This is a genomic window from Ruegeria sp. BB5 (assembly GCF_056539405.1).
Genome location: NZ_JBQFUX010000001.1, coordinates 992,012 through 1,004,359, shown reverse-complemented (window position 1 = coordinate 1,004,359; position 12,348 = coordinate 992,012). Strand labels below are relative to the sequence as shown.

The following is a 12,348-nucleotide window of genomic DNA, read 5'->3' as shown; positions in this document are numbered from 1 at the left end:
GAGACTGGAATGTCCTTTGTAAAACTGTCGGCTTCGGCGCTTGCTATCGCTGCCGTATCGGCCACCGCTGCTGCTGCGCGTGACCAGGTTCAGGTTGCGGGTTCTTCGACCGTGCTGCCCTATGCTTCGATCGTTGCAGAAGCCTTCGGTGAAAACTTTGACTTCCCGACACCAGTTGTCGAGTCGGGTGGTTCGTCTGCGGGCCTCAAGCGGTTCTGCGAAGGTGTTGGCGAAAACACCATCGACGTGGCAAACGCATCGCGCGCGATCCGTGAAAAAGAGATCAAAGCCTGTGCCGAAAACGGTGTGACCGACATCATTGAAGTGCAGATCGGTTATGATGGCATTGTGTTCGCCTCGGACATTAACGGCAACACGTTCGAGTTCACGCCGGAAGATTGGTACAAAGCCCTGTCCGCGCAGATCGTTGTGGACGGCGAGTTGGTCGACAACCCGAACAAAACCTGGGCCGACGTGAACCCGGATTTCCCGGCGCAACCCATCGCAGCCTTCATCCCGGGCACCAAGCACGGCACCCGTGAAGTGTTCGAAGATAAGGTGATCCTGGCTGGTTGTGAGCATCTGGGCGACTTTGACGTCTACAAAGCTGCCAACGGCGACGACAAAAAGGCGGCTGAGAAAGCCTGTATCGCTCTGCGCACCGACGGCGTTTCGGTCGACATCGACGGCGACTATACCGAGACCCTGGCACGCATCGATAGCAATAAGGACGGCATCGGCGTCTTTGGTCTGGCGTTCTACGAAAACAACACTGACAAGCTGCAGGTTGCGACCATGTCAGACGTTGTTCCGTCGACCGAATCCATCGCATCGGGCGAATACCCGGTGTCGCGCCCGCTGTTCTTCTACGTGAAGAAAGCGCATATCGGCGTGGTTCCCGGCCTGAAGGAATATGCTGAGTTCTTTGTCGCGGATGAGATTGCAGGCCCCGATGGCCCGCTGGCCGAGTACGGCCTGGTCTCTGACCCGGAGCTGGGCAAGGTTCAGGAAACTGTTGCAAACGAAGCCGTTCTGGGCGGTGGTTCCTAATCCATATCGAAAACCGAACCGGGGCGTTTCCTTCACGCCCCGGTTCTTTTTGACTCCACTCACTGCCATCCTCACGGAGTTCTCATGGCGTTATCCTGGCTGTTGCTAATCCTGCTTGCGCTGGCAGTGATCGGATATTTCACGGGCCGTTCCCGAGCCCTGGCTAGCGCGGGGGGTAACGCCCGCGAACTGCATTCGTTGCCGTCTTATTACGGCTACAATGTTGCCTTTACGGCGCTTGTACCGGCCTTGGGCGTACTGATCATCTGGCTTTTGGTGCAGCCAATGATCATCGACAACGCAATATCCGGTTTGATCCCTGACAACGCGATCGACGAAGGGTCGGATCGCGGCCTTGTTATGAGCGAGGTGCGCCGCGTGGCTGACGGCCTGAACGGTGCTGTTGCCGCTGGCACGATGACCGAGGCACAAGCGCAGAACGCGAATGCGGATATTGACACACTGACCGCGGCTCTGAAGGACGCGGGCCAGGTTCTGACGCAAGATATCACCCAACCAATCTTGATGGCCGCTCAGAAATACCGCAGCATGACCAGCAGCGGGTCTGTGGCGATGCAGGTCGTAGTGCTGGCGCTGGCCTTGTTGGGTGCGGCCTTTGCTTACGTTCGCACGAATAAGGAATTCCGCGCCCGCAACGTGGTCGAGCAAGGCGTTCTGGCCTTGCTGCTACTGGCCGCGTCGATTGCTATTCTGACCACCGTAGGCATCGTCTTGTCGATGTTCTTCGAGACGCTGAACTTCTTCCAACTGCACTCGTGGAAAGACTTTTTCTTCGGCAGCACCTGGGCCCCGAATTTCCGCGGTGGGAGTGAGCTGTCGATCCTGCCGCTTTTGTGGGGTACGCTCTATATCTCGGTGATTGCCCTGTTGGTGGCGGTGCCGATTGGCCTGTTTGCGGCTGTGTATCTGTCAGAATACGCCTCGACCGTGACGCGGTCGGTCGCGAAACCTTTGCTGGAAATCCTCGCGGGTATTCCAACTATCGTTTACGGCCTGTTTGCCTTGCTGACCGTGGGGCCTGCGCTGGTGTCCCAGTTCGGAAATGGCGGCGCGTTGGGGCTGGGGTGGATGGCAAGTTCCAATGCCGTTCTGACCGCTGGTTTGGTGATGGGCATCATGCTGATCCCGTTTGTCTCATCGCTGTCTGATGACATCATCAACGCGGTGCCACAGTCGATCCGGGATGGCTCGCTTGGACTGGGCGCGACGAAATCTGAAACCGTGCGTCAGGTGGTTCTGCCCGCCGCGCTGCCGGGGATCGTGGGCGCGATCCTGTTGGCCGCCAGCCGCGCCATTGGTGAGACGATGATCGTGGTGATGGCCGCCGGTGCAATCGCCAAATTCTCGGGCAACCCGTTCGAGGCAATGACCACCATTACAACCCGGATCGTCAGCCAGCTGACCGGCGACACCGACTTTGCCAGCCCCGAGACTCTGGTGGCCTTCGCACTGGGTCTGACACTGTTCATCATTACGCTGGGGCTGAACATCTTTGCCCTCTACATCGTACGCAAATACCGGGAGCAGTACGAATGACCGATATTTCCCAAACACCTGGCGCTGCTCCTGCGGCGAAACCCAAGGGCGGTTCGCTGTTTGAAAAGGACGCGCGCACCAAGCGGCGCAATGCGGCTGAAAGTCGGTTCAAGATGTACGGTGTCGCCGCAATCGGTATCGGGTTGCTGATGCTGGTCGTGCTGGTCACGAATATTGTGACCGCTGGGACAGGGGCCTTCCAGCAGACCTATCTTGAACTGAATGTCGAGCTAAAGGCCGACAAGCTTGATAAGAAGGGCAACCGCAATATTGAGGACATCAAGAAGGTTTCGACCTTCGGTTACGCGCCCCTTATTGCATCGGCTCTGGAAGCCGAAGTTCAAGAGCTGGGCATTCAGACCGATCTGAAACCCAAGGCAATGGGTAAAACCCTGTCCAAGGCAGCGCAAGCCGAGCTGCGCAATTACGTCATCGCCAACCCAGATGAGATCGGCAAAACGGTCAGTTTCCGCTTTTTGACCAACAGCCGCGTCGATGGCTATTTGAAGGGCCGTGTCACACGTGAGTCGATTGCCAACGATAAGAGCATCACGGTCGAACAACTTGATTTCGTTGATCAGTTGCGGGATGCGGGCGTGCTGTACAAAGCTTTCAACCCTGATTTCATCTTTGGCTCGGACGCATCTGATCAGCGGCCCGAGGCTGCGGGGATCGGTGTATCGATGCTGGGTTCGCTGTTCATGATGTTTGTGGTGCTTGCGCTAGCGCTTCCGATTGGCGTTGCGGCCTCAATCTATCTTGAGGAATTCGCACCGCAGAACCGACTGACTGATATCATTGAGGTAAACATTTCGAACCTCGCTGCCGTGCCGTCCATCGTGTTTGGTATTCTGGGTCTGGCCGTGTTCATCAACTATATGCACCTGCCGACATCCGCTCCGCTGGTCGGTGGTCTGGTGCTGACGCTGATGACCTTGCCGACGATCATCATATCGACCCGCGCGTCGCTGAAGGCGGTTCCGCCGTCGATCCGTGATGCAGCGTTGGGGGTAGGGGCCTCGAAAATGCAGGCGGTGTTCCATCACGTTCTGCCTTTGGCCGCGCCCGGCATCTTGACTGGCACGATCATCGGCCTGGCGCAGGCGCTGGGGGAAACCGCACCCCTACTGCTGATCGGAATGGTGGGCTTTATCGCCTCGAACCCACCGGATGGCATCGTCGCTGGTTTCCTGTCGCCAAACTCGGCCATGCCGGCGCAGATCTATGAATGGTCCAAGCGCGCCGACCCGGCCTTTTATGAACGCGCATGGGGGGGCATCATCATTCTGTTGATCTTCCTTGTGACAATGAACACCATCGCGGTACTTCTGCGCCGCCGCTTTGAACGCCGCTGGTAAAAGGGGCCCAAGATGAACCAGATGACAAATGTGGAGAGAAACGTGGACTCCAAAAACATCAAGATCGCCGCGAATAACGTTCAGGTCCATTACGGCGATACGCACGCCATCAAAGACGTGAATGTTGAAATCGAGGACAAAACCGTCACGGCATTCATCGGGCCGTCGGGCTGCGGCAAGTCCACCTTTCTGCGGTGCTTGAACCGGATGAACGACACGATCGACATTTGCCGGGTGCAGGGCGATATCCTGCTGGATGGCGAGGATATCTATGACAAGCGCGTCGACCCAGTACAACTGCGTGCAAAAGTGGGCATGGTGTTTCAGAAACCCAATCCGTTCCCCAAGTCGATCTATGACAACGTGGCCTACGGTCCGCGCATTCACGGTCTTGCGAAGAACAAGGCGGAACTGGATGAAATCGTGGAAAAATCCCTGCGCCGCGGTGCGATCTGGGACGAGGTCAAGGACCGCCTGGACGCCCCTGGCACCGGTCTGTCCGGCGGTCAACAACAGCGGCTGTGTATCGCCCGCGCTGTGGCGACGGAGCCCGAGGTTCTGCTGATGGATGAACCATGCTCAGCCCTGGACCCGATTGCAACCGCTCAGGTGGAAGAACTGATCGACGACCTGCGCGCGCGCTATTCAGTGGTGATCGTCACACACTCGATGCAGCAGGCCGCGCGGGTCAGCCAGAAGACCGCGTTTTTCCATCTGGGCAATCTGGTGGAATTTGGGGAAACCGGGCAAATCTTTACCAATCCCGTCGACCCCCGCACGGAAAGCTACATCACCGGCCGGATCGGCTGAACACAGGTATTCAGATATGAGCGAACAACATATTGCATCCGCCTTCGACCGCGACCTAGAAGCCATTCAGGCCCATATCATGAAGATGGGCGGTCTGGTCGAAGCCGCCATCATGAACTCGGCCCGGTCCCTTGAAACACGAGACGAGGAACTGGCCCAGCAGGTCCGTCAGGGTGACAAGGCCATCGACGCTCTGGAAGAGTTGATCAACGAAGAAACCGCCCGCCTGATCGCGCTGCGTGCGCCGACCGCCAGCGATTTACGTCTGGTGCTGTCAGTTCTGAAGGTATCTGCCAACCTGGAACGCATCGGCGACTATTCCAAAAACATCGCCAAGCGCACCACGGTTCTAGCCAGTGGGGGGGATATCAACGGCAGCGCGGCTGCCTTGCGTCGTATGGCACGCGAGGTTGAACGCATGCTGCGCGACGCACTGGACGCATATATTCAGCGTGATGCCGAACTGGCCGCCGAAGTGATCGACCGCGATGAAGAGGTCGACCAGATGTATAACGGTCTGTTCCGCGAATTGCTGACTTTCATGGCTGAGGACCCGCGCAATATCTCGTCCTGTATGCACCTGCATTTCATCGCCAAGAACATCGAGCGTATGGGTGACCACGTCACCGCGATTGCCGAACAGGTCGTGTATTTCGTCACCGGTGAGCGCCCGACCGAGGCGCGCCCGAAAGCCGATATTACCTCTCAATCCGCCTAGGAGTTCAGACGAATGTCCGCTGATCAACCAACCGTTCTGGTGGTCGAGGATGAACCGGCCCAGCGTGAAGTGCTGGCCTATAACCTCGAAGCTGAAGGGTTCCGCGTATCCAAGGCCGCCAATGGCGACGAAGCCATGCTGTTGGTCGATGAGGAACAGCCTGACATCATCGTGTTGGATTGGATGATGCCGAATCTCAGCGGGATTGAGGTCTGTCGCCGTCTTAAAATGCGCCCTGATACACGCGCAATTCCGATCATCATGCTGTCGGCGCGTACGGAAGAGATCGACAAGGTACGCGGTCTGGAAACCGGCGCAGATGATTACGTTGTCAAACCGTATTCGGTGGTAGAACTAATGGCGCGGGTGCGCACGCAATTGCGCCGGGTCCGCCCGGCAACTGTTGGTATACGTCTTGAATTTGACGACATCATTCTGGACGCGGAAACGCACAAGGTGAGCCGTAACAGCAAACCATTAAAGCTTGGCCCGACCGAGTTTCGCCTGCTGAGCACATTCATGGAAAAACCCGGCCGCGTCTGGAGCCGCGAGCAACTGCTTGACCGGGTTTGGGGCCGCGATATCTATGTCGATACGCGCACCGTAGACGTCCATATCGGTCGGTTGCGAAAAGCACTGACGCAGCATGGCGGCAAGGACCCGGTTCGAACCGTTCGCGGCGCCGGTTACGCTCTGGGTTGAAGGTCGGGGCAGGGGTATGAGTTTTGCTCATAGTCAGATGCCAAACTCTTACTGTCTTTTGCTGAAAGGCCGGGTTAGTTTGCCGCGAAGCTGATTGAGCGGAGAAGCACCATGAACGCCCCTGACACCAAGCCAACTCTGCGCGCCAAAGATGCGCCTGATATGGGTAAATTCACATGGGATGATCCTTTTCGTTTGTCCGATCAACTGACGGAAGACGAACGTATGATCGCCGCCAGCGCCAACGCTTATGCGCAGGAAAAGCTGCAACCAAGGGTGACCAAGGCCTATCAGAACGAAGAAACCGACCCCGAGATTTTCCGCGAAATGGGTGAAATGGGCCTGCTGGGCACCACGATCCCCGAGGAATACGGCGGACTGGGGGCAGGGTACGTGTCCTACGGTCTGGTCGCGCGCGAAGTCGAGCGTGTAGATTCGGGCTATCGCTCGATGATGTCGGTGCAAAGCTCATTGGTGATGTACCCAATTTATGCCTATGGCAGCGAAGAACAGCGCCGGAAATACCTGCCGAAACTGGCCAGCGGTGAATGGATCGGGTGTTTCGGTCTGACCGAGGCTGATGCAGGATCGGATCCGGCCGGTATGAAAACCCGGGCCGAGAAAATAGACGGCGGATACCGTTTGACCGGCAGCAAGATGTGGATCTCGAACTCTCCGATTGCGGATGTGTTTGTGATTTGGGCCAAGTCAGACGCCCATGACGGAAAGATCCGTGGCTTTGTCTTGGACAAAGGTCTTAAGGGACTGAGCGCTCCGAAAATTCAGAACAAGCTGAGCCTACGGGCGTCGATCACCGGCGAAATCGTTTTGGACGGCGTCGAGGTCGACGAAAACGCGCTGTTGCCGCACGTTCAGGGGCTGAAAGGTCCGTTTGGCTGTTTGAATCGTGCGCGTTATGGCATCAGCTGGGGCGTGATGGGGGCGGCTGAAAACTGCTGGCACGCCGCGCGCGAATACGGGTTGGATCGAAAACAATTCAATCGTCCGCTAGCGCAGACGCAGTTGTTTCAACGCAAGCTGGCAGACATGCAGACCGAAATCTCATTGGGCTTGCAGGCAAGCCTGCGTGTTGGCCGTCTGATGGATGAGGCGAACGCCGCACCCGAGATGATTTCGATCGTCAAGCGCAACAACTGTGGTAAAGCACTGGATATCGCTCGGATGTCGCGGGATATGCACGGCGGTAACGGTATCTCGCTGGAGTTCCATGTCATTCGCCACATGGTCAATCTTGAGACTGTGAATACCTATGAAGGGACCCATGATGTGCATGCGCTGATCCTGGGGCGGGCTCAAACCGGGTTGCAGGCATTCTATTAAAGTTAGCGTGTAATTGGTATTATGGTAAAAAGATGATATGCCTAATATGCAAATCACACCATTTTAACAATGGATTACGACGGTTCACTGAACCGTCGTTTGAATAAGCTGAATGGAACTGCGCGGAAAAACTGTGGTTGTCACCGGTGCCGCTCAGGGTATTGGCAAAGGTCTGGCTGAGCGGTTCGCCAAAGACGGTGCCACTGTTGTCTGTTCAGACATCGACCAGCGCGGCGCAAAATCCGTGGCCTCACAAATCGGAGGTCACGGGCTGGCATGCGATGTGTCGAGCGAAGACGATATCAAAACTCTGATCAACACTGTTGAAAACGAAATTGGACCCATTGATCTTTTCTGTGCCAATGCCGGTATTCTCACACTTGGCGGTCTGGATGTTCATGACCAGGATTGGGATCGCATCTGGAAGATCAATGTCATGTCCCACGTCTGGACCGCGCGCCATATGGTGCCGCGTATGGTTGCGCGTGGCGGTGGTTATATCATGATCACGGCGTCTGCGGCTGGCTTGCTAAATCAACCAGGCGCCGCACCGTATGCCGTCACAAAGCATGCGGCAGTCGGATTTGCCGAGTGGCTGTCAATTACATACGGCCAGAAAGGTTTGCGTGTGTCCGTTCTATGCCCACAGGCGGTTCGCTCCGAAATGACGCGCGGGCATGAAACTTCGGTCGCTGCAATAGACGGCATGTTAGAGCCTGAAGAAGTGGCTGATGCCTGTCTTTCAGCTATTCAGTCCGAGCAATTTCTGGTCCTGCCGCATCCCGAGGTTCGGGATTACATGCAACTTAAAGCTGGTGACTACGATCGCTGGCTGTCCGGAATGCAAAAGCTAAATCAGCGGTTTATCGAAGACACCTAAGGTTTGTGCCGCACCTTGCGCATCAAACCTTCTTGCGCCACCGAAGCGACCAGTGTGCCGTCTTGGGCATAAATGGACCCACGATTGAAATTACGTCCCTGCCCGCTCCAGGGAGAATCCATTGCGTATAGATGCCAGTTTTCGAAATGTATCGGCGCGTGGAACCACAAAGCGTGATCTAGGCTTGCTCCGTTGACGTCTCCGGCAAACCAACTAAGCCCATGCGGGCGCAGGCCGGACGTCATCAGGTACATGTCAGACGCATAAGCCAGAATCAGATGCTGCGTCACCGGATCAGTTCCGGCGGCAGCTTTCATGCGAAACCAGATCTGGTTTCGGTCGTCTGATTTTTTGGGGGAAAATGGATTTTGGTGATCCACTTCGCGCACCTCGATTGGACGTTCTCGCAGCAGTTCGTCGCGTAATTTTTCGGGAACCTGGTCCACGTATCTTTGGCGCAATTCCTCGCGGGCCGGATAAGCTTCGGGTGCTTTGGTCTGCGGCATGGCGTGCTGGTGATCCCATCCTTCGTCCTGAACATGAAACGAAGCTGACATGTTGAGGATTTGTTTGCCATGTTGGATCGCAACGACGCGACGTGTGGTCATGGAACCTCCATCACGCGCTCTATCAACTTGATAAATAACAGGAATAGATGGATCACCAGCGCGAATGAAATAAGCGTGCAGTGAGTGGCACAGGCGATCTTCGACAGTTCGATAAGCCGCTGCTAGGGCCTGAGCGATCACCTGACCTCCGAATATGCGTGTTGGTGTTTCACCTCCGGATCCTGTGCCACGGAACAGATCAACCTCAAGCCTTTCGATGTCCAAAAGGTCCAGAAGGATACGTTCTGCTTCGGTCATGTTGCGGTCTCCGGGTGTTTTAAGTCTTGGGTATCAGCGGTCAGAACGTCATTCAATCAATGCCGAGAGGACAAGTGCCTTTAGCTCTGCCCGCGATGGGTATGAACTGGAGGGTGACAACTGGGTGAAGAAGACTGTGGTCAGGTCGTTGACCCGGTCGATCCAAAAGTATGTCGACGCCATGCCGCCCCAGCCAAAATCCCCCAATGAGCCTGGCACTCGGGTTCGACCGGGGTTTATCACCACAGCACCGCCCAAGCCGAATCCGGTACCCTCCATGGGCTGTTCTGCGAAACTTTGCGGACCCATCGCGGCGATGTCGCCTGGCAAATGGTTGCGCATCATGTAGTCCACAGTTTTGGGACCTAAAATGCGGTGTCCCGCGCCCTGCCCGCGATTTCGCAACATCTCCGCAAACCGTGAATAGTCGTCAATCGTGCCAACCAAGCCACCACCACCCGAAAAGGTCGTGGCGTTCTCGAACGGAGAACCTTTGGCCTGATCAACCAGCCTCAGGGTCTCGGCGCCGGTTTCTGCTGAATTCAATGCCATCGCGTCCCCGGCCAACGGAGTGTACAGCGACGCAAATCGATCCCCTGCTCCTTTCTGTACTGAAAACCGGGTGTCCTTCATTTCAAGCGGTTCAAGAATTTCCGTCGCGAAAAACTGGTCCAGAGTTTGGCCCGAAACAACCTCGATCACGCGACCAATTACGTCGATGCCCACGGAATATTCCCAGCGAGTGCCCGGTTGAAATGCCAAAGGCAGAGCAGCGAGGTCGCGGACGCGATCGGCTAGAAGACCTTGATCTGGTTTGAACATAAGGTCCTGTTCATCCATCGCTAGCGGCAGCACTCCGGGGTTGAAGGGATAGCTGAACCCACTTGTATGCGTCAGGAGTTGATGCAGCGTCGGCGTAGGTGCGTCTTCGGTTTGATCTAACCGCGCGGCCCCCGGAATCAGTGCCTGCATTTTGGAATATTCTGGCAGAAATTCTGATAGTTGCGCATCGAGGTGAAACAAACCCCGCTCGGCCAGCATCATCAGAGCGACAGTGGTGATCGGTTTGGTCATTGAATAAATGCGCACAACTGTATCGCGCTGAAAATCCAGATCATCTTCAACGCTTCTTTTGCCGCAGGCGTTGAAAAACACCTCGGAACCCTTGTGTTTCACCAACAGGGAGTTGCCCGCGTATTTTCGCTCATCGACATAACGCTGCATCCAGTCGGCAATGCGGCTCAAGCGGTTCGCGTCGAAGTTTGTCATTGATGATTAACCCTTTGGTACATGGGCGCGATCTTGCGGGCTTACGTGCTGAATTGACAGGGAAATCGACCACACGGACTGCAAGCCTGTTACACTAGGGTCGTAGCGGATTCGCTTGTCACGAGTTGGTTCATTTCTAGTGTTCAAATTCTCGGAGGAGCAACATGGCGCAACATATAGATTTCGTTTATGATTTTTGCAGTCCCAATGCATTTTTGGCGTTTAAGACCTTGCCGGACTTGGCAGGCGAACACGGTGTGCAGGTGAACAATGTGCCGGTCCTGCTGTCGACGGTTTTCAAGGTGACAAACAACCAAAGCCCGTTTCAGGCCTTTTCGGAAAACCGTCAGAAATCGGCCTATCTGACTCATGATCTGCATCGATTTGCGCGCACTCGGGGCCTGAGCTTTCACATGAGTCCTCATTTTCCGATTAACACCAAATTTGCCATGCGTGGGGCTGTGCTTGCGTCCGGAAAACCCTGGGAAGACAAATATATGAACGCTGTTTTCGATGCGATTTGGGTGCATGGTCAGAAGGTCGATGAACTGGGTGTTCTGTCGGAAATCATGCAAGAGAACGATCTGCCAGCGCGTAAAATACGCGAGGCGATGACCAGCGTCGATATCAAGCAACAACTGAAAGACCAGACCAAGGCCGCCGTAAAACGCGGTGTGTTCGGCGTTCCCAGCATGTTTGCGGGGTCCGAAATGTTCTTTGGCAAGAATAGTCTGGGAAATCTAGGGTTGGAGCTGTCAAAGACCCCTTAGCCTTCTATGGCGTCCAGCCCGTGTCGTGCGAATATTGGAACATACGAACCAAGTATCATCGCCCGTTCCGGGTCGGAAGCATTTCCGTCCTGCGCGCGTTTGAAGACCCCCTGCAAAATCGCGGCCATACGAAAGAAGTTAAAGGCTAGATAAAACCCGAAATTGTCGATCCCGGAAAAGCCACGACGCTGGCAATACTGATCGATAAATGCCTGATCTGAGGGCAGGCCTAGACTTGCCCGATCAATTCCGGCCAGCCCCCTGCCCTCGGCACCCGGCGGCATCTGCCACTGCATGATCACTGCCGCCAAATCTGCATACGGATGCCCGATCGTCGACAATTCCCAATCCAGAACCCCGATGCACTGTGTGCCGTCTTTCTCAAACATCAGATTGTCGATACGGTAATCACCATGCACCAGCGTTCTTTGGCCGTCATCTGCGGGTATCGAACCTTCAAGGGCGGTCATCAGCGCATCCATCTCGGGGATATTTGCGGTCTCAGAGGCGCGGTACTGTTTGATCCAGCGCGCAATCTGGCGTTCAAAGTAGTTTCCGGGCGGGCCATAGTCAGATAGTCCGGCGGCATCGATATCCACCTCGTGGAGGTCGGCCAGTACACGGTTCACTTCATCCAGCACGGCGGAGCGGGTGGCATCGGTTTCCCCGCTCAATGTAGGTTCTAGAAATACGCGCCCTTCCAGATGCTCCATAACATAAAAATCCGACCCGATGACATCGCCATCCTCGCACAGCAGGTACATTTTGGGGACCGGTACGGCACTGTTGGCCAACGCGCTTTGAACACGGAATTCCCGATCCACCGCATGGGCAGATTTCAATAACGCACCCGGAGGCTTGCGACGCAGAACATAAGACTGATCGGGGGTCTTCAGCAAAAAGGTCGGATTGGATTGCCCTATCGCAAACTTTCTCGCCTGCAACGGCCCACAATAGCCCGGAAGATGCGACTTGAGGTACGCATCCACAGCTGCCAGATTGAAACTCGTGCTGTCCATCTACGCCT

12 protein-coding genes are annotated in these 12,348 nt (G+C 55.7%); 9 read left to right on the top strand and 3 right to left on the bottom strand.

Annotation, left to right across the window (positions count from 1 at the left end):
* The first annotated feature begins 9 nt into the window (after nt 1-9).
* From ACR0DL_RS04985 to ACR0DL_RS04950, 8 genes are all read left to right on the top strand, one after another.
* Nucleotides 10-1,050: a substrate-binding domain-containing protein gene (locus ACR0DL_RS04985; RefSeq protein ID WP_170348719.1), complete on the top strand. Its 1,041-nt coding sequence runs from the start codon at nt 10-12 to the stop codon at nt 1,048-1,050.
* An 84-nt stretch (nt 1,051-1,134) separates the two neighbouring features.
* On the top strand, nt 1,135-2,607 hold the full coding sequence (gene pstC / locus ACR0DL_RS04980; RefSeq protein ID WP_480687884.1) for a phosphate ABC transporter permease subunit PstC: 1,473 nt from the start codon (nt 1,135-1,137) through the stop codon (nt 2,605-2,607).
* Nucleotides 2,604-3,965 carry a phosphate ABC transporter permease PstA gene (pstA, locus tag ACR0DL_RS04975; protein ID WP_480687882.1) on the top strand — a complete coding sequence of 454 codons (1,362 nt, stop codon included), beginning with the start codon at nt 2,604-2,606 and terminating at the stop codon, nt 3,963-3,965. Before pstC ends, pstA begins: the two co-directional genes overlap by 4 nt.
* 12 nt (nt 3,966-3,977) lie before the next feature.
* Entirely contained in the window at nt 3,978-4,775 is a 798-nt protein-coding gene (pstB, locus tag ACR0DL_RS04970; RefSeq protein ID WP_170532963.1) for a phosphate ABC transporter ATP-binding protein PstB, read from the top strand.
* Nucleotides 4,776-4,791: 16 nt separating this feature from the next.
* Entirely contained in the window at nt 4,792-5,493 is a 702-nt protein-coding gene (gene phoU, locus ACR0DL_RS04965) for a phosphate signaling complex protein PhoU (RefSeq protein ID WP_058281268.1), read from the top strand.
* A gap of 12 nt (nt 5,494-5,505) precedes the next feature.
* The gene (gene phoB, locus ACR0DL_RS04960) at nt 5,506-6,195 is read left to right on the top strand and encodes a phosphate regulon transcriptional regulator PhoB (protein WP_170348715.1); all 690 of its coding nucleotides are present in this window, start codon (nt 5,506-5,508) and stop codon (nt 6,193-6,195) included.
* Nucleotides 6,196-6,306: 111 nt separating this feature from the next.
* Complete coding sequence (locus ACR0DL_RS04955; protein ID WP_170394102.1) at nt 6,307-7,536, top strand: acyl-CoA dehydrogenase; 1,230 nt, start codon at nt 6,307-6,309, stop codon at nt 7,534-7,536.
* A 112-nt stretch (nt 7,537-7,648) separates the two neighbouring features.
* Nucleotides 7,649-8,416, top strand: coding sequence for an SDR family oxidoreductase (locus ACR0DL_RS04950; protein ID WP_480636648.1), 768 nt, complete (start codon nt 7,649-7,651; stop codon nt 8,414-8,416).
* Here ACR0DL_RS04950 and ACR0DL_RS04945 read toward each other — a convergent pair.
* Together ACR0DL_RS04945 and ACR0DL_RS04940 are read right to left on the bottom strand one after the other, a co-directional pair.
* Nucleotides 8,413-9,282, bottom strand: coding sequence for an acyl-CoA thioesterase (locus ACR0DL_RS04945; RefSeq protein WP_480687880.1), 870 nt, complete (start codon nt 9,280-9,282; stop codon nt 8,413-8,415). The genes ACR0DL_RS04950 and ACR0DL_RS04945 overlap by 4 nt on opposite strands.
* Nucleotides 9,283-9,330: 48 nt before the next feature.
* Nucleotides 9,331-10,551: a serine hydrolase domain-containing protein gene (locus ACR0DL_RS04940; protein ID WP_480687878.1), complete on the bottom strand. Its 1,221-nt coding sequence runs from the start codon at nt 10,549-10,551 to the stop codon at nt 9,331-9,333.
* Between the two features lie 164 nt (nt 10,552-10,715).
* On the opposite strand from ACR0DL_RS04940, the gene ACR0DL_RS04935 reads away from it, so the two are divergent.
* Entirely contained in the window at nt 10,716-11,321 is a 606-nt protein-coding gene (locus tag ACR0DL_RS04935) for a DsbA family protein (RefSeq protein WP_480687876.1), read from the top strand.
* On the opposite strand, the gene ACR0DL_RS04930 is transcribed toward ACR0DL_RS04935, so the two are convergent.
* Nucleotides 11,318-12,340 (bottom strand): phosphotransferase family protein, encoded by a 1,023-nt coding sequence (locus tag ACR0DL_RS04930; RefSeq protein WP_480687874.1) that lies wholly within the window; start codon nt 12,338-12,340, stop codon nt 11,318-11,320. The genes ACR0DL_RS04935 and ACR0DL_RS04930 overlap by 4 nt on opposite strands.
* Nucleotides 12,341-12,348: the final 8 nt, after the last annotated feature.

Coding starts and splice junctions, on each gene's coding strand:
- ACR0DL_RS04945 (WP_480687880.1), bottom strand. CDS start 9,282: ATGACCGAAGCAGAACGTATCCTTCTGGACCTTTTGGACATCGAAAGG.
- ACR0DL_RS04940 (WP_480687878.1), bottom strand. CDS start 10,551: ATGACAAACTTCGACGCGAACCGCTTGAGCCGCATTGCCGACTGGATG.
- ACR0DL_RS04985 (WP_170348719.1), top strand. CDS start 10: ATGTCCTTTGTAAAACTGTCGGCTTCGGCGCTTGCTATCGCTGCCGTA.
- pstB (WP_170532963.1), top strand. CDS start 3,978: ATGAACCAGATGACAAATGTGGAGAGAAACGTGGACTCCAAAAACATC.
- ACR0DL_RS04955 (WP_170394102.1), top strand. CDS start 6,307: ATGAACGCCCCTGACACCAAGCCAACTCTGCGCGCCAAAGATGCGCCT.
- pstC (WP_480687884.1), top strand. CDS start 1,135: ATGGCGTTATCCTGGCTGTTGCTAATCCTGCTTGCGCTGGCAGTGATC.
- ACR0DL_RS04935 (WP_480687876.1), top strand. CDS start 10,716: ATGGCGCAACATATAGATTTCGTTTATGATTTTTGCAGTCCCAATGCA.
- phoU (WP_058281268.1), top strand. CDS start 4,792: ATGAGCGAACAACATATTGCATCCGCCTTCGACCGCGACCTAGAAGCC.
- ACR0DL_RS04930 (WP_480687874.1), bottom strand. CDS start 12,340: ATGGACAGCACGAGTTTCAATCTGGCAGCTGTGGATGCGTACCTCAAG.
- pstA (WP_480687882.1), top strand. CDS start 2,604: ATGACCGATATTTCCCAAACACCTGGCGCTGCTCCTGCGGCGAAACCC.
- ACR0DL_RS04950 (WP_480636648.1), top strand. CDS start 7,649: ATGGAACTGCGCGGAAAAACTGTGGTTGTCACCGGTGCCGCTCAGGGT.
- phoB (WP_170348715.1), top strand. CDS start 5,506: ATGTCCGCTGATCAACCAACCGTTCTGGTGGTCGAGGATGAACCGGCC.